Origin of the sequence: Lacrimispora indolis DSM 755 (assembly GCF_000526995.1) — a bacterium.
GTDB classification, from domain to species: domain Bacteria; phylum Bacillota; class Clostridia; order Lachnospirales; family Lachnospiraceae; genus Lacrimispora; species Lacrimispora indolis.
Genome location: NZ_AZUI01000001.1, coordinates 5276014 through 5295671 on the forward strand (window position 1 = coordinate 5276014; position 19658 = coordinate 5295671).

Annotated in this window: 15 protein-coding genes and 3 tRNA genes; 5 read left to right on the forward strand and 13 right to left on the reverse strand. The window is 41.7% G+C overall.

The annotated features are described in order from the left end of the window. Positions 1-2: 2 nt before the first annotated feature. A complete protein-coding gene (locus K401_RS0125715; protein ID WP_334291578.1) occupies positions 3-158 on the reverse strand; it encodes a DUF6462 family protein in 156 nt (51 codons plus the stop codon). A 191-nt stretch (positions 159-349) separates the two neighbouring features. On the opposite strand from K401_RS0125715, the gene K401_RS0125720 reads away from it, so the two are divergent. Then, the gene (locus tag K401_RS0125720; RefSeq protein WP_024295642.1) at positions 350-1081 is read left to right on the forward strand and encodes a helix-turn-helix transcriptional regulator; all 732 of its coding nucleotides are present in this window, start codon (positions 350-352) and stop codon (positions 1079-1081) included. A 318-nt stretch (positions 1082-1399) separates the two neighbouring features. On the opposite strand, the gene K401_RS0125725 is transcribed toward K401_RS0125720, so the two are convergent. The 4 genes from K401_RS0125725 to K401_RS0125750 form a co-directional block, all read right to left on the reverse strand. Further along, positions 1400-2239 carry a hypothetical protein gene (locus K401_RS0125725; RefSeq protein WP_024295643.1) on the reverse strand — a complete coding sequence of 280 codons (840 nt, stop codon included), beginning with the start codon at positions 2237-2239 and terminating at the stop codon, positions 1400-1402. A gap of 362 nt (positions 2240-2601) precedes the next feature. Further along, positions 2602-3126, reverse strand: coding sequence for a KwaA family protein (locus tag K401_RS34415; RefSeq protein WP_024295644.1), 525 nt, complete (start codon positions 3124-3126; stop codon positions 2602-2604). Between the two features lie 34 nt (positions 3127-3160). After that, positions 3161-4063 (reverse strand): Kiwa anti-phage protein KwaB-like domain-containing protein, encoded by a 903-nt coding sequence (locus K401_RS0125740; protein WP_024295645.1) that lies wholly within the window; start codon positions 4061-4063, stop codon positions 3161-3163. A 1032-nt stretch (positions 4064-5095) separates the two neighbouring features. Beyond that, positions 5096-5521: a pyridoxamine 5'-phosphate oxidase family protein gene (locus K401_RS0125750; protein ID WP_024295647.1), complete on the reverse strand. Its 426-nt coding sequence runs from the start codon at positions 5519-5521 to the stop codon at positions 5096-5098. Positions 5522-5850: 329 nt separating this feature from the next. Here K401_RS0125750 and K401_RS0125760 point away from each other — a divergent pair, with 329 nt between their 5' ends. The 3 genes from K401_RS0125760 to K401_RS0125770 all read left to right on the forward strand — a co-directional run bounded on the left by K401_RS0125760 (position 5851) and on the right by K401_RS0125770 (position 8327). After that, positions 5851-6300: a cupin domain-containing protein gene (locus K401_RS0125760; RefSeq protein ID WP_024295649.1), complete on the forward strand. Its 450-nt coding sequence runs from the start codon at positions 5851-5853 to the stop codon at positions 6298-6300. A 196-nt stretch (positions 6301-6496) separates the two neighbouring features. Next, entirely contained in the window at positions 6497-6946 is a 450-nt protein-coding gene (locus K401_RS0125765; protein WP_024295650.1) for a MarR family winged helix-turn-helix transcriptional regulator, read from the forward strand. Next, positions 6939-8327, forward strand: coding sequence for an MATE family efflux transporter (locus K401_RS0125770; RefSeq protein WP_024295651.1), 1389 nt, complete (start codon positions 6939-6941; stop codon positions 8325-8327). The genes K401_RS0125765 and K401_RS0125770 overlap by 8 nt, the downstream gene beginning before the upstream one ends. Before the next feature lie 30 nt (positions 8328-8357). Here the strand turns inward: K401_RS0125770 and K401_RS0125775 are convergent, their stop codons facing one another. Both K401_RS0125775 and K401_RS0125780 read right to left on the reverse strand, forming a co-directional pair. Further along, positions 8358-8639 carry an acylphosphatase gene (locus K401_RS0125775; protein ID WP_024295652.1) on the reverse strand — a complete coding sequence of 94 codons (282 nt, stop codon included), beginning with the start codon at positions 8637-8639 and terminating at the stop codon, positions 8358-8360. Between the two features lie 9 nt (positions 8640-8648). Beyond that, entirely contained in the window at positions 8649-10769 is a 2121-nt protein-coding gene (locus tag K401_RS0125780; RefSeq protein ID WP_024295653.1) for a GGDEF and EAL domain-containing protein, read from the reverse strand. Between the two features lie 179 nt (positions 10770-10948). Between K401_RS0125780 and K401_RS0125785 the strand changes: the two genes are divergently transcribed. After that, a tRNA-Thr gene (locus K401_RS0125785) sits at positions 10949-11021 on the forward strand. Between the two features lie 192 nt (positions 11022-11213). Here K401_RS0125785 and pta read toward each other — a convergent pair. The 6 genes from pta to ispG all read right to left on the reverse strand — a co-directional run bounded on the left by pta (position 11214) and on the right by ispG (position 19511). Further along, a complete protein-coding gene (gene pta, locus K401_RS0125790; RefSeq protein ID WP_024295654.1) occupies positions 11214-12185 on the reverse strand; it encodes a phosphate acetyltransferase in 972 nt (323 codons plus the stop codon). Positions 12186-12475: 290 nt separating this feature from the next. Continuing rightward, positions 12476-13345, reverse strand: coding sequence for a GGDEF domain-containing protein (locus K401_RS0125795; protein ID WP_024295655.1), 870 nt, complete (start codon positions 13343-13345; stop codon positions 12476-12478). 204 nt (positions 13346-13549) lie between these two features. Then, positions 13550-13621, reverse strand: a tRNA-Glu gene (locus tag K401_RS0125805). Between the two features lie 26 nt (positions 13622-13647). Continuing rightward, a tRNA-Pro gene (locus K401_RS0125810) sits at positions 13648-13721 on the reverse strand. Positions 13722-13875: 154 nt separating this feature from the next. Continuing rightward, complete coding sequence (locus tag K401_RS0125815) at positions 13876-18435, reverse strand: PolC-type DNA polymerase III (protein ID WP_024295656.1); 4560 nt, start codon at positions 18433-18435, stop codon at positions 13876-13878. A gap of 8 nt (positions 18436-18443) precedes the next feature. Next, complete coding sequence (gene ispG, locus K401_RS0125820) at positions 18444-19511, reverse strand: flavodoxin-dependent (E)-4-hydroxy-3-methylbut-2-enyl-diphosphate synthase (RefSeq protein ID WP_278246378.1); 1068 nt, start codon at positions 19509-19511, stop codon at positions 18444-18446. Positions 19512-19658 lie beyond the last annotated feature (147 nt).

The following is a 19658-nucleotide window of genomic DNA, read 5'->3' on the forward strand; positions in this document are numbered from 1 at the left end:
AGTCATGCCCCCGTTAATTCATTGATGTACTGATCAATTTTTACCCGGTCCCAAAGAACGCGTTTTCCAACTTTCACCTTGGCCCCAATCTCTTCACCCAACTTCATAGCATTATTACGCCCGAGGTTTGTGTAGGCTCGTAACTCTTCCGTATCCATCAAACGGCTTTCTCCTGATACTGTATTCATTGCCCTTAGTCTCATCTTGTTTTCCTCTCTTTCTGTTTAACTTTGTTTAAATAATGATTGATATCAGTCACTATTTATAGTATTATAGTAACATAAATGTTAACTTTTAGCCATCAACTAAATGTACGCCATATAAAGTTAAGAGCCTAGGAGGATAAATAATGGACAATAATGATCAAAACTCATATATTCGTAGAATTCAGGGCGAAAGAATTAAAGAATGCATGAGGGACCGTAATATAAAAAGCAATGAACTTGCCGAAGAATTAAACTATACACCGCAACATATAAGTTATGTTATCAATGGAAAAAGGCGTCTGACCAAAGATATGGCAATATCTATTGCAGATTATTTAAACAAAACATCTCCAACTAAAACGCAGTTAATAGAAATGCCTTACCGTGAACTTTCTGCAGAAGATAAGGAAGAATATGCCGATGATGTTGAAAATGGCTTTGTGGCCATTGGTTATGATGATTTTGATGATATTGATTATAGATATTTATTATGTGAAACAGATTGCAAGACTAAATTTGAGCACTTCGAAACACCTCCGCAAAAAGATATAGATACTCTATTAAAAAATGGAATCAAGGCCATTCTACACCATTGTGGCTATGACTTAGATATTAAATTATGTCCTGATATCACACGTTTTAAAAACATAAAAAGTAATCCATCTTGTCCATCTTTTGTCGAGGTGCTGCAGAAGACACTATTAGTAGAAGAGCACTCTAGCCAAATAATCCGCTTATCGGATGGCAAAACCATAGATTTACTACCAGCCGAATTATATCAATTATTTCAGGATTATATAAAAGCCATCCTTAGTATAACTGAAAGAGAAATAGAACGTAAAGTATGGTATGATCAGCTCAAATCCACAAAGTAAAAATGACACCTAATCTTTCCTTTGATAATTTGCATTTTCCACGGGATTAATAATTAAAGCACTTACCTCCTTGCTCAATTATCAGATTTTTACAAACAAAAAGCGTAGGAACAGGCAATCCAAAACTGGACTATCCTATTCCTACGCATTGTTATATCCTCCAAGTTGCGTCCTGGAGTGCTTGTCAATATTTTATATGCTTATAAATATAATGCCAGATGGGGAGGGGAATTCAAGCGAAAAGTCTTATTTTAAACACTTTTTTAGACACCATGATACCTGATACACCAATGATCTAAAACTTAGGATTGACAATTATCAATATTCTTTGAATTCTGCTAAATACTTTTGAAAGAAATCAGAATCCTCACCACTAACATCCCCAAGCCATGTAAACATCATTAAAATTTCAATAGACTTCTTTTTACCATTCAAAAATGGTTTGTTTCCAAATCTACTATAATATCCATTTATATTAAATAAATTTGTTCTATTTTTATAGTTATATTTATAGATATGGCCTCTATATGGGTGATCTGATTTGTTTTTGCTACCAGAAGGCAACATATCTACATTGTTATAAAATTCTTCCGTCAAATACTTCTTAATAGCAACGGCTAAATTTACATTATACTTGATATATGTATCATTAAGCCATGTGGTAATCTTTTCGGAAATTTGAGGAAAGCCAAAGTACTCATATTCTCTTTTTGTAACTACAGCATGATATTCTTTTATAAACTGGTATAACCTCTCTGTTTCATCTCTTAAACAAGGACGTTTCTTTATCAACTCAGCATAGCAATTATAGGATATTGTGCGAAATTCACTATCTTCAAATGTAAGAAGAAAACCAGATGTATTATCACAGTATTTTTGTATGGTTTTACTTACTTGATGACCTGTTTCGTCATATATTGTCACAAACCATCTACTAAGTTCGGGAGAATACTCTCTAAGAGCTTTCTCATATTTATTTATTCGTTCATTTTCTTCTGCCGAGTGATCTTCAGCACCTTCCAAGGGAAGATAATTGCTGAAATATTCAAATATGTATTCAATTGACTTTTTAATGTTGCTTACCTTTAGCTCCATATCAAATTCATTTAGATGATCTTCCATTTTTCTTTTGGCTATGTATTCTTCTAATCTTATCATACTCAACCTCTTTTATAATTAGCATATTTCAAGCAAGGATATTGCATCACCTATTCCTGATCTGGTGTAAGTGTTAACGGCTCCACAACCATTTTATTATCTCTATCCAGAAGTAAAACTTTCCAGGTTCTGCAATCAGCGTGCTCTTCAGCATTTTACTATAATTCACCCAAGGAAAATAGACGGGGTAGCCCGCCTCTGAGATAATCTATCTTCTTGTTATAGCTATAATAATAGCCGTTACTACTATAATGGCAACCGCTACGCCTGCAAGCATCATAATTGACATTAGCTATCTCCTTTGCTTTTCTTTTATCATATCACTGATAGCAGTAAAAGAAAAGAGACACCGGGTGGGTGCCTCAATCTTTATTACTTTCCTTTCGTGCAATGAAAATGTCATTCGCTACATAATAACCCTTTAACTTATTAATCCTTTTTAATTCAGCATACTTAATATTTGTGATTACCACAACTTCTGAATTAACCCTATAAGCCAAGAACCCCGCGATAGACCACAACGGATTAAGATATAAAAGGTTAAGCCTGATATACAGATATCCTATCAACAAAAACATTATAAAATTAACAGCAATAACTCCGTAATCTTGAAAATCTATTGATAGAATAGGAATAATATAAGTCATCATATAGCTTATAATTGTATCATCTGGTCGCTCCAACTCAGTAATTATTAATTGCTTTGTTCCAGTACCTCTTAGAATTATCAAAGTACTTAACAGAGATACTAAAATACCTATGCCCATGCATATTAAAAAAGCGACTTTCTTTATTGTTAATACGTCGAAAACCGTTTTCAATTTACCAAAATGCAAGATAAGAAGCATAATATACAATGGGAAATAAGAAGAAATAAACATAGACATTTTTACTGTCAATCGTTTTATTTTGCATCACTCCCTAAATTTTATTATCAATTCCTGGTTTTTCTTTTATTAAGCTCATATAATAAGAATCTCTAGCTAATCTTATTATATCCATTAATTGCCCTTTGTGTTCATAAATTATGCCTTCTCTTGGAACTGCTTGTATTTCTACTTGTAACTCAAACAACTCTATAGTTTCAACAACGTTACTAAAATTGTCAAAACAATTTTCCAAGTCATTTTCCTCCTTAAGCATTTTTGTCAAAACCTTTTGGATTCTCATGTCATTCATACAATCTTCTTCAAATAGATCCATATTTATAATTTTATCGGCACAACGAATGCGGTCAATTGCAGTTTGCGCTTTATTAACAAATTGCTCATTTAAACGAAATATTCTTTCCAAAGCCACATGACTTAAAATTGCAATCTCATCTTCAAATACGATAATATCTATTTGCCCATCGAGCCCCAACATTTTACTATCGATTCGATTCAGCATATTTCCATGGAATGCAGCTATCAGTCCTTTAGAGTAAAGGCGCTTAAACTTTGTAACGCGTCTAAACAATTTGATGCTATTACCCTCATTATCTTCAAGACTCAAGCAATAAAAGGAAAAATTGTCTGCTTCTTCTTCTGCGTCTTCCACGTTACCAATATCAAGACTTCCTATAACTTCTTCGAAATTCCCAACATAGTCAATATTGCAAGTCTCGATTGTTCCATCCCTATACCCCGTTGGATTAAATTCTACCTGCTCATATTCTTGAAAATCTTCAATATAACTTCTTATGTATTCACGCAACGTTCCGAATATAGTAGGATCAACTTCCGGTGAATAAGAAATATATCCCTCTTTCTTTTTCCTTACAAAATATAGCGCCTGAGTCAAATCATTTTTAATCAACAGTTCACTAACGCGATGCAAATTCATAATCATCCCCCCATCGACATTTTTCTTTATTATATCACACGTCTAATGGGAAAACGTTCCAAAAAATTGTAGATTGCTTTGTCTAATTAGTATAGAACATTTGTTCTGATTAGTAAAATACATATTAGTTATGGCTACCATTCATTGGTATAAGTAAAAGATACTCTATCTCTAGGAGGTCTTTTACCCGGATAAAATATGAGAAAAGTATAAACCGGACGAATCAGCCACCAAACTGTTACACCTGACTGCCTCAAGACCCCGTCCTGATCTGGTGTTAGGGTCACTAGCATTCCACGAAAAACTTAATTTCAGTCCTCGTGACATAAGGAATATTTATTCCCTTTTGACACCACTTTGACACCACTTTCTATAAATACTGATAAAACATGATAAAAAGAAAACCACCAGTTTTCTATGAGATAAAGCATGATAGACCATGATAAAACCAGTTTCAAAGAACATCAGCTTCCCAAGCTGAGGAGGCGGGTTCGATTCCCGTTATCTGCTTTTTATTTTACCCTGGTAAATGCAAGAATTCCTTGTAAATGCCAGGTTTTTTTGTTTTTCCCAGGCCCGGCCCCCTCTTTGATTCTGCTGCTGGAAATCCAGTGAACGCTGCTGTCCCATGAGCTCCGGTTAAGCCAGTGTTTCGGAATATTTAATCAAAATGTCTTCATCTATTTCCGCTGCTTTCCTTCTTTAATTTAAAAAATATGAATAAAAATTCATCATAATGATTGAAATATACATTTTTATGTGTTATAATTTAGATGAATGTTTAGCCACATTCATGTAATCTTTGGTAGGGTCCGACTAAATATAGTCGGGCTCTTTATATATTCCGTTTTAGGGCTCCACTTTCTTTTCACCGACAAATCTCCCCAGCCCCGGGTCCAGACACAAACTCCCATGCTTAAACGCCGACACGGTCCTGTCTCACATTGAATATTTCGGGAACACGCTCCGGCTGGGCCTCTTCCGGCAATAAAAAACCAACTACCGTATATTGATAGTTGGTTATACACTCATTTATAAAGAACCTTTTGCCTCTTTCCAATCAACAAACAGATTGTAGCGACTTGTCTTAAAACGCAAAACGCAGTAGTCTGGGTCTTCCGGTCCGGTGAAATTATCTTCAAGACCCTCGTACCACATCTCTTTCTTTACATCCGGGTCCGTTAATATCTCTATTGTACCCACCAGTGTGATATTGTGGTCTATTGCATTAAAACAAACACTTGCCAAGTTGCATTTTCTAATGCGATCAGACTTATTGCTTTCAAGCCCGGTGCAGAATGTAATCCAGTTGATACCGTCTGCCTTTGATGCGGATATGGTGGAGGCAGTTGGATATCCATCTTTGTCTATCAATGCCAATACGCAATACCCCTCATTTCCTCCACCGGTCTTTTTAGCAATCATTTCTCCGGCTCTAGCAATCATTTCTTCATTCATCCCATTTACCTCCTGTTTATCATTTGAAACAAGCATATCACATGAATTAAGACAACAGTATGTCATGTTCATGGCACAGTCTAAACTTTTATCCGGCTATTGGGCGTATTATATTCCTGCTTTATATTACCATATTGCAAAAAACTGCCAGCTATCCTTTGTCTTGGTCACAATCTGCAGCATTAGCCAGCCTAATAAATACCTTTTGCACTTCCTGCAGCAGGAAATTCAATTCTACATCTCCTTTTTTCTGAAATTCCCGATTTTTTATAACAGTGTTTTTTATGACACATATATTAGAATAAAATGTATAAATGGTGACTAACCGCATGTTTATTTCCGAAAACTCAAATCCTGATGCTGGTAATATGCCAACCTTTCCATCAGATTATGGACCGAACCCCTTTGTTATTGATCTTAACAAAGCGGCACAGCAAAACGATAATTTCCGCTCGGCTTTATGGACAGGAACTTATTTACAGGTGATTCTGATGAACATTCCTGTGGGTGAGATCATTGGAATGGAAGTCCACCCTGATCACGACCAGATCTTACGAATAGAGGAAGGTTTAGGCCTGGTTCAGCTGGGGGCAGATAAGTTCTCAATGTACGGACAATATCTGGCATTTACAAATTATGCAGTATTCGTACCCGCAGGTACATGGCATAACATCATTAATATTGGCAATGAGCCGCTTAAAATCTCATCTTTTTATGCTCCTCCCAATTACGAATCGGGTATGGTCCAGAGAACGAGAATCCCAGATTCTGCCTTGTAAGACATTTTTAAATAAAACCTTTTTTTCATACAGCCGGCAGGATTCCACCCGATCTTGCCGGCCACTCCTTTTATGAGCCAAACTCTCAATATATAATACATAAATAATTTTTCGGATCGGGCATAAATTTCCTATTTCAAAAAATAGTTGCTATGGAAACTATTTTGCATTATAATACTTTTCAGGAGGAAAAAAAATGAAAAATATCGATCAATATATTCCCGGCATAAATAAGGGAATAAGAATTTATTATGACAGAGGCCTTCAAAAATATAAAATAGGCTGGGCACAGCAATTTTTGTTGGAATATATTTATACCAATCCAGGCATTCACTCACAAACCCTGACGGACACTTTTTATGCTGAGAAAAGCACAATCTCAAAAGGATTAAAGCGTCTATATGAAGAAGGATATATACGTATCGAATCTGATACATCTGATCATCGTTCAAAAAAAATATATGCAACAGAAAAAGCGGACGAAGTGATTAAGCATATAAGACATCTGCAGACCAGACTTCATCAGTCTCTTGAAAAAAATTTTTCTGAGCAGGAATTATCTTATCTGAAATGCAGTTTGGAAAGATTACAGGACAATTTACGCGCAGTATTATTGACATCAGAGGAGGACCCGCAAGATGAGTGACATATCATGCAGCATACAAAAGAACCCTTTAGAAAGCGACAGCATATGGAAGCTGATTCGAAAATTCGCAATACCTGCAACAATCAGCGGACTTGTAAACTCTTTATACAATATTGTAGACCAGATTTTCATAGGCCAAAGCATCGGACCGCTGGGAAATGCCGCAACAAATGTCGCCTTTCCGCTTGTTATCATAATGACAGCTTTATCCATGATGATTGGAATTGGAGGCGCATCACAGTTCAGCCTTAAACTAGGGCAGAATGATAAAGAAAAAGCCGGCCGTTATATTGGCAACAGCATCATTCTGGCAGTTATTTCGGGAGTATTTCTTGCCGTTATTGTACTGATATTCCTGCACCCGCTTATGATTGTTTTCGGTGCGAGAGGTGACGTTTTAACTTATTCAAAGCAATACACAGGCATTACAGCAATAGGTATTCCTTTCGCTGTCGTCAGTTCCGCTTTAAGCCAACAGATCAGAGCTGACGGCAGCCCCCGATATGCCATGTTCAGCATTTTATTCGGTGCTATCTTAAATACGGTTTTAGATCCGCTGTTTATCTTTACTTTTGATATGGGAATTCAGGGCGCCGCTCTTGCAACAATCACCGGACAAATAGTTTCTTCTGCTATCATACTTTTCTATTTCAGAAAATTCCGTTCACTGAAACTGACAAAGGCTCATTTTATACTTCGATTATCTACAGTTAAAGATATTGCTTCCCTGGGCATGGCAGCATGCATGAACCAGTTAGCCGTAACGGTTGTCCAGGTTGTTTTAAACAACTCTCTTGGACATTATGGAGAATTTTCTGTTTATGGCAGAGATATTCCTCTGGCTTGTGTTGGTATCGTATCAAAAGTAAGCTCTATTTTTACCTCTGTTATGTTCGGCATCTCACAAAGCTGCCAGCCAATTATGGGATTTAATTATGGAACAGGAAATTATAAGCGCGTAAAAGAAGCATATAAATGCGCTGCAACAATCATCGTTGCGATTGGTACTACGGCATTTCTGTGCTTTCAACTGTTTCCCGGACAGATTATTCGGATATTCGGACAAGGCAATGAATTGTACTATCAATTTGGCATTCGTTATTTTAGAATCTTCCTCTTTTTTTCATTCATAAACGGAATACAAATTTTAACATCCAGCTTCTTTTCCTCCATCGGACGGGCAATGCGGGGTACAGTGATGTCTTTAAGCAGACAAGTATTTCTCTTTCTGCCGCTTGTCTTACTGCTCCCACTATGGTTAGGAATTGATGGGATATTATATGCCGGTCCGATTGCTGACGGAGTAGCTGCAATCATAGCGTTAACATTCTATCGTGAAGAAATAAAGCTCTTTAATAAAGCAAAAACTCCCAGTATATAGCTCTGGGAGTCTCAGTTTCAATATATGCGCTTAATACCTGACCTGGAATCCATTTTCTTCTACCGGAGATATCCGTTCTGTCTGGAAACCGTCAATTCTGATGTAACGATCCTGCCTCAAACGTTCAAACAGGCGGTCCATTTCCACCTCTGTTCCCTGCAGTTCCATTTCCACCCGGCCGTCATCTAAGTTCTTTACCCAGCCCGTTAGGCCAAAGCCCCTGGCAAGCTGCTGGGCACGGAAGCGGAATCCCACTCCCTGAACCCGACCGCTGACATAAATGTGCTTTCGGATCTTTTCCCATTTTTCCATTACTGTCACCTATGCCCTGACATCCTGGGGTATCAGGGCTTCTCCTTTTTTCATTAATAGCATCTCATCAAAGGCTTCAACCGGCATTGGCTTGGCGAACACATATCCCTGGATCACATCGCAGCCAGCTGATGTTAAAAAATCCACGGTTTCTACGTACTCCACCCCTTCTGCGATGGTTCTTATCTGAAGTTCCTTTGCCATGTTTATGATATTGGATATGACGATCCTTTCCCGTTTTATATCCGTGCTTTTCCTGAAAAACATAATATCCAGCTTTAGTACGTCAATGGGAAGATTCTTTAACAGATTCAGGGAAGAGTATCCTGAACCGAAATCATCCAAAGAACATACAAACCCCTTTTTATGCAGCCGGCTCACTAAACCGCTGAAAACAGTGTCATCATTCAGCATGACCGTTTCCGTAAACTCCAGTTCCAGAAGGCCGTCAGGTATCTGGTATTTTTCTTTCACTCTCCCGTAAAAATCCACAAAATCTTCCCGCAGCATTCCGATCTTGGAAACATTGACAGCCAGGTTCACCGGTTCCCTGCCGGACTTTAAATAGTTGCAAAGCCATTGACAGGCGACTTCAAACATATATCTGTCAAGCTTCACGATCTTTCCGTCACGCTCCATAAGAGGTATGAACATCCCTGGCGGTATGGTGCCTTTACGTGGGTTCTCCCATCTCACCAAAACTTCTCCCCCTACAATCCGGTTTCCCTTCTGAATGGATACCTTGGGCTGGATAAATGCCTTAAATTCCTGGTTCCTGATTGCCCTGTCAATCTCGGATTCCAACTCGGATTCATATACCACTTTATTGCGTATTTCCTTATTATAAAAGCCGAACTGATTTCCTGGCTGGCTTTTTACATGCTTCTGAGCAATATTCGCCCGGTTTACGATCCGTTCAACGGACAATTCCCGATCTTCTTCTTCCAGACAATAAACGCCCATGCACAGCTCCATGGTAATTCTTTTACTGGAAGGCAGCTCCCTGCTTTGAAAAAACTCAACCAGCTTATTAAACCAGCTGCGCATATCCTCCCTGGATTTGTATTTATGAAGTCCTGCAAAATTATCGGCTGATACTCTGCAAAATAGCGATTCCTCTTCCCCATAATCCCGAAACAGATTGGCAATGGAAGTGAGGATTCTATCCCCTTCCTCATATCCTAAAATATCATTGATAAATTTAAATTTCTTTATATCGCAATACCACACTGCATAAGAAGAAATATCATCTTCCTGAATTGCCCGCTCCGCTTCTCTTTTAAAGGAAGAAAAATTTCTGCACCCGGTCAGGCTGTCCCTATAGGCCAGTTCCAGAAGGGCCTCCTGATTTTGATTGATGATTCTGCACTGACGGCAGAAAAAATAAAGGAACAGTACCGAGGACAGCAAAATCAACGTTCCGATTCCCGCCTCTATGTGCCTGGTCCTCATGCTGTATTGAGGAAAAACGCTTAATACATACCAGTCATTGATTCCCAGAGGAATCAAAACAGCCGTTTGACGCCGGTTGTCCTGAGAGACCATGGTAAAAGGGATCTGACTTCCCTTTTTTATTGCTTCCTGAACCTTCTCCTGCTCCCTTACTCCGGCGCTTCCTGCGATCACTCTTCCATGCTGGTCAAGAATTTCCGAAAAGCCTTCTCCAGCCAGAATAGCGGCATCAATCATGCTGCGCACCATGTCTCCGGAATTTGTGGCATAAAGAAGACCTACAGGCTGATCCTCTCTGTTCCTTACAGGAACTTTATAATAATCATCATAATGGTCCGATTCCATCCAACCAGAGCCGTCTGCAAAGCCCACCTTCATAAACCGGCTTCCATCGTTAATCTCATTTATGATCCGGTCCATCTGTTCCTTATTATCCGGATCCAAGGCTTCAAGGCATACAGCCAGGCCTTTAAGAGCATGAAAATCCCCCTCCATTTGATTCTTAAGGGTCACCTGATTCTGTTTTGCCGCACTGTAAAAATATGCAACATCCTTTTGCTCATTTTTTTTTACCATATATGTTAAAAACGTAAAACAGCATGTAACAAAAATCAAACAAAGGAACACAGGAACCAACATTCCTCCTTTTTTAATTTTTACGTCTTCCATCTTTTGCATAGAAAATTAACCCCTTAGAAATAAGCTTTCTCTATTAGAACCTTTCACTAATTATAGCTTTTTATGGAAGGTTTGGCAATCATTACGTAATTTAAGTTTTTTTTCATGAAAGGGTTGATTTTTTATGCCTTTGCTGGTATACTATCAAAGGTTCAAATGTTATATTGAAAAACCGGATTGCTTCCGTAGCGCAGTTGGTAGCGCAACGCATTCGTAATGCGTGGGTCGGGGGTTCGAGTCCCCCCGGGAGCTTATGTAAAACCTCGTGTTTGCGGGGTTTTTTCTTATTTATATTAAGCTATTAAATCTAGTCCTTTTGATCTCAATTCTCGGTAAAATCCAGCTCAGCTGGTTCCAAAATCTTCCATATTATCGGCATAAAAAAGAAAGAACACAAATCAGCAAATTTGTATTCTTTCTACTCAATCCCGGAAATTTTAAGTTTTATATCAGAGAAGCCGTTATAATCGACATCTTATAGACTTCATCTGCATTACAGCCTCTTGAAAGGTCATTGATAGGAGCGTTCAGCCCCTGCAAAATAGGACCAAATGCCTCAAAGCCCCCCAATCTCTGTGCAATCTTATACCCAATGTTGCCTGCATCAATGTTAGGGAAAACAAACGTATTGGCATGTCCTGCTACTAAAGAACCAGGAGCTTTTGTCTTAGCCACTACAGGAGAGAATGCTGCGTCAAATTGCAGTTCTCCATCCACAGGGAAGTCCAGATCCATTGCCTTTAATTTCTCAGCTGCATTGTGCACCTTATCAACAGATTCCCCTTTGCCGGAACCGAGAGTGCTGTAAGACAGCAGTGCAACCTTCGGATCAATGGAAAAGGTCCTTGCTGTTCTGGCCGTTTCCAATACAATTTCAACCAGCTCGTTTTCATCAGGGTTAACATTAATGGCACAGTCACCCATGGCATACATTTCATTTCCCTCTTCTGCCTCACGATAGAGAATGAAACAGCTGGAAACAATTTTGCTGCCAGGCTTGGTTTTGATCAGCTGCAAGGCAGGCCTTACTGTATCAGCAGTGGAATAGGTGGCTCCGCCCAGCAGGCAGTCCGCTTTCCCTATTTTAACCAGCATGGTGCCAAAGTAATTGGATTTTGCAAGCGCAGCGCGGCAGGCCGCTTCATCCATCTTTCCTTTTCTCAGCTCTACCATTTTGGTTACCATTTCTTCAATTTCCCCATAGCTAAGGGGATCTATTTTCTCGATACCATGAATGGACCAGCCACATTCCTTGGAAGCTGCTTCGATTTCATCAGGGTTCCCCAGAAGAATGGGGGTGAGGATGCCTTCTTTGTAAAGGCGGCTTGCTGCTTCTAAGATTCTGGGGTCAGTGCCTTCTGTAAATACGATTTTTCTCTTCTGCTCTTTCAATGCAGCAATCATAGGATTGAACATGTTTTTACCTCCGTTATTTAAATTTTTTATTATATAAAGTATAATTCCAATCACATGAATAAATCAACAGGATTTCTTTCGTTTTTAGAATGTTTTGACTGCTGAATTGACACATTCCAAGCCTTATGTAGGATGCCCATTCCAAATTCTTTATAACCAGCTCTTTTATCTCCTGCTCTTTCCTCTTTTTTCCAGATCGTTCTTTTACCGGTCTCAAAGTTCGTATATCACATATGTGATCCTTATATCAGCAAGGGATCATGAAGCAGCATTATAAATCAGCCTTCCCATCATGCATCCGAACTTTTTTCCTTTTTAGCCTTGTACATTTTTTCATCTGCCCTGTGAATCAGTTCCTCTGCAGTCACGGGAACATCCTTCATGGTTTCTATTCCATAAGAAATGGAGAGAGGGATCTCTCCCATGGGCGTTATTTCAATATCTCTTTTTATACGCTCCACAACCTCCCTGGCCTGCCCTTCATCAGTTCCACTCAGGCAAAGAAGGAATTCATCTCCCCCATACCTTGCGGCCCACACGCCCTCAAGGCAAATATTCCGGGAAATGACTTCACCGGCCGCCTTAATGGCCGAATCTCCCGCATCATGCCCATAAAGGTCATTAATGGATTTGAAATTATCAAGGTCAATAAAACATACAGACAGCGGTGCATGCTTGAGGGAAGCATCAATAATGTCAACAGGAAGACGCTCATCCACAAAGCGCCTGTTATAAATAGAGGTGAGAGGATCTCTCACAGCCGCATCATTAAGCTCCTTGATAAAGCGGGAAAAGATTTCTCCTTCATTATAATCACCGGTTCCGATAAACATTGTATCCGTGGCATTTTTTAACAGCTCCAACACTGCCGGGCTGGCGGCATTTTCAATGGGAATTGACGTCACAAGAAGAACTTCATCCCCGCTTCTTTCCATCTTCACAAAGCTTCTGTTTTCCTGATAAGCTCTTACAGAAATACAGTTATCGCAAATCCTGTTGTTCCCCCAATAATGATAGCATACATCCTGTGTGACAGCCAGGGATGACTGCCGGTAGTCCAGCACCCTTTTGTGGACCGGATCCACCAGGCGTACCACATCATACATTTTATAAAAGAAATCCAGTTTATCTTTTATCTCATCCAGCGAAATATGATCCATTTTCACCTCGCAATACTCATAAATCCCGTACATAATTTATAAGTGGCAATGTTGTTTCCCTATATGTAAAAGCAACGGTTTTTCCGTAAAAGGCAAGCATCTCTTTTTCTCCATCTGATAAAAAATTGGATATCCTCTTGCCCATATTTTAAAAATGATCTGCTTAACGCAAAAACCCCCAGGCTGCCCTGAAGGTTTTTATTATGACCTATCCGAGAATCGAACTCGGGTTTCCGCCGTGAGAGGGCGGCGTCTTGACCGCTTGACCAATAGGCCATGAAACAAATATAGTTGTTGCAGAATCGAGGCGACAAGATTCGAACTTGCGACCTCTGCGTCCCGAACGCAGCGCTCTACCAAACTGAGCCACGCCTCGATTACGTTAGGTAGTATAATACAAATCCCAGCGTATGTCAACCTTATTTTCAAAATTTTTTTATTATTTTAAAATTCTGGAAAAATTCCCATAAAATTCAGTTACCATCTTGTCAGAGAAACTCCCGGGCATCTGAGGCTCTCATTTTCCCTCATCAGCCCAGGTCAAACAAGGACAGCTGATTGGATTCCGGCAGCTCAAAAAGAAGGCCTAAATCCCCCATCAGATCACATACGGTCTTGCTGACCTTTGTTCTGTTTCTGAAATCTTCTCTGGACAGGAAGGCTCCATCCTTTACCGCATCCACGACGGCATCGGCCGCCTTTTCTCCCAGTCCGTCAATGCTGCTTAAGGATGGCATCAGCTTGCCGTCAATGATCTGGAAATGCCTTGCCTTTGCCCGGTAAATGTCAACGGGCATAAAGTCGTACCCCCTGGCGTACATCTCCTGTACGATCCTCATATCCCTTAAGGTGTCCTGTTCCTTTTTGGAAAGAGTATCCATCCGCTTCTTATAGTCAGCCAGATAATATTCCAGCTTATCCCGCCCCTGGCACATCAGCTCATAGCTGAAGCCATTGGCCCTGATACTGAAAAAGGAGGCATAATAAGCCAGAGGATAAAACACCTTGCAATAGGCAATTCGCCAGGCCATCATAACATAGGCAGCAGCATGGGCCTTAGGGAACATGTACTTGATCTTCTTACAGGACCAGATATACCAGTCAGGAACTCTGTGGGCAATCATTTCCTTCTCCCACTCCTCTTTTAACCCCTTTCCCTTTCGGACGCTCTCCATGATGGAGAAGGATAAGCCTTCTTCAATACCCATTGATATCAAATAGATCATGATATCGTCACGGGTACAGATCGCCGTCTGAATGGTCGCCGTCCCCTCCTGGATCAGGGTCTGGGCATTTCCCAGCCACACATCCGTACCGTGGGCAAGGCCGGCAATGCGCACTAAGTCAGAAAAATACTTGGGCTGTGTATCAATCAACATCTGCATGGCAAAATCCGTACCAAACTCCGGAACGCCCAACGCTCCAAGCTTACATCCTCCAATATCCTCAGGCGTGATCCCTAAGGCTGAGGTGTCCTGAAACAGGGACATGACCTCTTTGCTGTCCAAGGGAATATCCTTTACCGGGTCAAATCCGATTAGATCCTGAAGCATACGGATCATGGTAGGATCATCGTGCCCCAGAATATCAAGCTTTAACAAGTTATGGTCAATGGAGTGGTAGTCAAAATGCGTGGTCACCGTCATGGTAGTCATATCGTTTGCAGGCCGCTGAACCGGAGTAAAGGAATAGATCTCCTCCCCGTGAGGAAGCACGATAATTCCGCCCGGATGCTGTCCGGTAGTCCTTCTGACCCCCACACATCCCTGCACGATCCTGCCGATTTCACAATTACGCTTTCTCACTCCATGCTCTTCGTAATAATTTTTCACATAACCAAAAGCTGTTTTATCCGCCAGAGTACCAATGGTTCCTGCACGGAAGGTCTGGCCCTTGCCGAAAATGACCTCTGTGTAGTCATGGGCTTTACTTTGATACTCACCGGAGAAGTTTAAGTCAATATCAGGTTCCTTATCTCCCTTAAAGCCCAGGAAGGTTTCAAAAGGAATGTCAAATCCGTCCTTTGCCAGGGGACGTCCGCACACCGGACAAACCTTATCCGGCATATCACATCCCGCCATACCGGAAAACTTTTTTACTTCTTCTGAATCAAAATCATAATAATGACAGGAGGCGCAATAATAATGAGGGCTTAAGGAGTTTACCTCCGTAATACCTGAGAGATAAGCCACAAAAGAAGAACCTACAGATCCTCGTGAACCTACCAGATACCCATCTTCATTGGATTTCCAAACCAGCTTCTGGGCGATGATATACATAACCGCAAACCCGTTGGAAATGATGGAATGAAGCTCCCTTTCCAACCGCTCCGTAACAATCGTCGGAAGGTTTTCTCCATAGATGGCATGGGCTCTGTCATAACAGATCTTTCTTAAATCCTCGTCAGAGTTTTCAATGACAGGCGCACACTTATCCGGGCGTACCGGAGAGATCTTTTCACACATGTCGGCAATTTTTCTTGTATTTTTTATTACCACTTCTTCTGCCTTATTGGGGCCTAAGTATTCAAATTCCTTTAACATTTCCTCTGTGGTCCGTAAATACAAAGGCGCCTGATCGTCAGAATCCTTAAAGCCCTGGCCTGTCATAATGATCCTTCTGTAAACCTCATCCTCAGGATCCAGAAAATGAACGTCACATGTGGCGCAGACCGGTTTTCCAAACTGCTCTCCAAGGGTCACGATCCTTTTGTTGATGTCGATCAAATCCTGCTCTGACTTTACCGTACTTTTTTCATCCCTGAGCATGAACGCGTTGTTTCCCAAAGGCTGTATTTCCAGATAATCATAAAAGTTCACCAGCTTTGCAACCTCTGCATCAGAAACACCCCGAAGCAAGGCCTGGTAAAGCTCGCCGGCTTCACAGGCAGAGCCTACGATCAGCCCTTCCCGGTTCTGGTTCAGCACGCTTTTGGGAATCCTGGGCCTTCTGGCATAATAATCAATATGGGAACAAGAGATCAGGCGGTAAAGATTCACCCTTCCCACATCGTTGGCAGCCAGTATGATCACATGATAGGTCGGAAGCTTTTTAATCATATCCGCAGACATGGCGCTTAACCCGTTCAGCTGATCAAGAGTTTCCACCCCCCGTTCCCGGAGCATTTTCACAAATTTTACAAATATCTCAGCCGTACAGCCCGCATCATCAACCGCTCTGTGATGGTTTTCCAGCGAAATGCTCAGCGCCTTTGCAACCGTATCCAGCTTAAAGCGGTTAAGGTTTGGAAGAAGAAGCCTTGCAAGTGCCACAGTATCAATGACTGTGGGCTGAAAGGGCAGGTTAAGCCGCCCCGCATTATAGGCGATAAAGCTTACGTCAAAGGAGGCATTATGGGCTACCAGGACAGAATCTTCGCAAAAGTCCAGAAACTGAGGCAGGATTTCATCGATTTTGGGATAAGGCAAGACCATATTGTCATTGATGCCCGTAAGCTGCTCGATCTCAAAGGGAATGGGTACATCCGGATTTACAAAGGTGCTGAATTTATCTGTTATCACTCCATTTTTCACCTTTACCGCTCCGATCTCAATGATCCGGTTCCTGGAAGAACTAAAGCCAGTTGTCTCAATATCAAACACCACATAGGAATCCGAAAAACCCTGGTTTTTGGAATTCTCCACCAGCTGTTTTAAATCATCCACCAGATACCCTTCCACTCCATAAATCAGTTTAAAGGTATCCCCCTTGTCCAGGGCATGATTGGCATCAGGAAATGACTGGACACAGCCGTGATCTGTTATGGCAATAGCAGGCATCCCCCATTTTTTTGCCCGTTTCACAATGTCCTTGACCTCAGAAACCCCATCCATATCGCTCATTTTCGTATGGCAATGGAGCTCCACCCGTTTCTCAAGGCTGTTGTCCACCCGCTTCCCGGTAAAGTCCTCTGATTTCTTAATTCCCACCACTGACCCAAGGGTCAGTTCTCCGTCGAATTTATCAATGGTGGTAACTCCCTTAATGCGTATAAAAGTTCCCTGTACCACAGCCGCCTTTAAATCCTCAATCTGCTCTTCTCTGGCAAACATCTTTACAGTGATCGTATCCGTAAAATCCGTCACATCAAAGATCATGATGGTCTTCTGGCTTCTCAGCTCTCTGCTGTCCACGGTTAGGATCTTGCCCCGGATGACCACTTCGCCGATTTCACCGTCGATTTTTTCTATTTCAATGGTTTCCCCATCAAAATCACGGCCGTATAATACGTCAGGATTATCCGAGCGGCGTCCATAGGAACCGCCCCCCTTTTTATAATCCTTCCATTCCTTTTTCCCGGAATCCGAATCCCCGCCCTTAAAACCTTCCTTTTTTCCGCCCATGCGCAGCCCAGGGGCAGGGGCTTTCGGAGCCTGGTCAGAAGCAACGGAAGCCACATATCCTGCAGTCAGGGCATCTAAGGAAGCACCTTCCAGCATGGAAGGTCCTGCATTTCCCCCGCTGCTTCCGGCGCCGTACTCCTCCTGGTCTCCTCCCTTTCTGACTGCCAGGGAAGTCCGGCTTACGATCTCCTCCACCTCCCGCTGCATCTGCAGCTCCTTTTGCTTTGCCAGCTCGTTCTCCTTTGGAGCCACATATTCGTACTGGACCTCCACCGGCATACCGCATCGTTCATGAAAAATCTTCTCCAGGATCCGCTTTAAGTCACCGGCCTTTTCATGGGTAACAATGGTATCCTCTACCGTCATTTTAAGAAGATCCGGTTCCGGGAACCGGTATTCCGCTTTGCGGAACATGTTGTACTCAATAATGCTGTAATTTTTAAGCTCCGTTAATAAGCTCTCCCGGTAGGCCTTTAAAAGCTTTTGAGGAGTATACTGGCCTGACAAACGGAATCGCTCTATGATCTTTATAGTAAGCCGCTTGGAGGGAAAGAGCTGGTCCTTGATTCCCTTTTCCAGAGCGTAAATATTTTGTTTATGTATCAGTCTTTGGCTCAGCAGGTAAATACGAATAGAGCCTCTATCCCTGCCTAAAGTGACTTTCTCCACTTCTACCAGATTTAAAAGCTCCCGTAATTCATCTGTGATATGTAAGCCTGGAAAAACTTCCAAAAATCTTTTTGCCATTCCATCACCTATTGCATTTTCATTAGCTCTTCCTTCAGGGCACCCAGGAGCTGATCTTCCGGAACCTTGCGGATGATCTCTCCCTTTTTCATCAAAAGACCCTCACCGATTCCTCCCGCAATTCCAAGATCCGCTTCTCTGGCCTCTCCCGGCCCGTTTACCACGCAGCCCATGACAGCCACCTTAATGTCCAGATGGTCAAAGCCTGAAACCATTTCTTCCACCTGATTTGCCAGGGAGATAAGATCGATCCTGGTCCTTCCGCAGGTCGGGCAGGATACCACCTCAACACCGCCTTTTCTTAAGCCCAGTGCCTTTAAAATCAGTTTTGCGGTCTTTACTTCTTCTACCGGATCTCCGGTCAGGGAAACGCGGATAGTATCTCCGATTCCTTCGTAAAGAATGATTCCCAGACCAACGGAGGATTTTACTGTCCCGGAAACATAAGTACCTGCCTCTGTTATTCCAACATGAAGGGGATAATCCGACTGTCCCGCAATCAGCTCATGAGCTTTGACGCACATGAGCACATCAGAAGATTTAATGCTGATAACGAGATTTTCATACCCCAGTTCTTCAATCATACGAACCTTATGTAAAGCACTTTCCACAATTCCTTCCGCAGTAACCCCTCCATACTTTTCAATGAGATTCTTCTCAAGGGAGCCGCTGTTTACACCCACCCGGATGGGGATATCATATTCTCTGGCCTTTTCCACCACTGCCCGGACCCGGTCGGCTGAACCGATATTCCCGGGATTGATCCGGATCTTATCTGCTCCTGATTCTATGGAGGCAATGGCCAGCCGGTAATCAAAGTGAATATCAGCTACCAGAGGGATAGAAATCTGCTTTTTTATCTGTTTTAAGGCTTCAGCAGCCTCCATATCCGGCACAGCAACCCGGATGATATCGCAGCCGGCCTCTGTCAGAGCTTTGATCTGACTCACGGTTGCTTCCACATCCTGTGTTTTTGTATTGCACATGGACTGGATCAGGACCGGATTTCCTCCGCCGATCACCCGGTCTCCGATCCGGATTACTCTTGTTCGTTCTCTGCTCATTGGTTCCTCCATTCTGTGCACGCCTTTCCATACTGCAAATCCTGTGCATGCCTTAAAACCGGAAGCACCCCGTCAAACGAGTTCCATCCGGTTATTACGGCAGCGCCATGTATACATGCGGGCATGCCGGTCCGGCTAATTGCCCGCATAAATACGGTT

Coding starts and splice junctions, on each gene's coding strand:
- K401_RS0125780 (WP_024295653.1), bottom strand. CDS start 10,769: ATGCAAAAGATGGAAGACGTAAAAATTAAAAAAGGAGGAATGTTGGTT.
- K401_RS0125740 (WP_024295645.1), bottom strand. CDS start 4,063: ATGAATTTGCATCGCGTTAGTGAACTGTTGATTAAAAATGATTTGACT.
- K401_RS0125725 (WP_024295643.1), bottom strand. CDS start 2,239: ATGATAAGATTAGAAGAATACATAGCCAAAAGAAAAATGGAAGATCAT.
- K401_RS0125775 (WP_024295652.1), bottom strand. CDS start 8,639: ATGGAAAAATGGGAAAAGATCCGAAAGCACATTTATGTCAGCGGTCGG.
- K401_RS0125760 (WP_024295649.1), top strand. CDS start 5,851: ATGTTTATTTCCGAAAACTCAAATCCTGATGCTGGTAATATGCCAACC.
- ispG (WP_278246378.1), bottom strand. CDS start 19,511: ATGGAGGAACCAATGAGCAGAGAACGAACAAGAGTAATCCGGATCGGA.
- K401_RS0125750 (WP_024295647.1), bottom strand. CDS start 5,521: ATGAATGAAGAAATGATTGCTAGAGCCGGAGAAATGATTGCTAAAAAG.
- K401_RS0125770 (WP_024295651.1), top strand. CDS start 6,939: ATGAGTGACATATCATGCAGCATACAAAAGAACCCTTTAGAAAGCGAC.
- K401_RS34415 (WP_024295644.1), bottom strand. CDS start 3,126: ATGTCTATGTTTATTTCTTCTTATTTCCCATTGTATATTATGCTTCTT.
- K401_RS0125795 (WP_024295655.1), bottom strand. CDS start 13,345: ATGGATCATATTTCGCTGGATGAGATAAAAGATAAACTGGATTTCTTT.
- K401_RS0125765 (WP_024295650.1), top strand. CDS start 6,497: ATGAAAAATATCGATCAATATATTCCCGGCATAAATAAGGGAATAAGA.
- K401_RS0125720 (WP_024295642.1), top strand. CDS start 350: ATGGACAATAATGATCAAAACTCATATATTCGTAGAATTCAGGGCGAA.
- pta (WP_024295654.1), bottom strand. CDS start 12,185: ATGTTCAATCCTATGATTGCTGCATTGAAAGAGCAGAAGAGAAAAATC.
- K401_RS0125715 (WP_334291578.1), bottom strand. CDS start 158: ATGGATACGGAAGAGTTACGAGCCTACACAAACCTCGGGCGTAATAAT.
- K401_RS0125815 (WP_024295656.1), bottom strand. CDS start 18,435: ATGGCAAAAAGATTTTTGGAAGTTTTTCCAGGCTTACATATCACAGAT.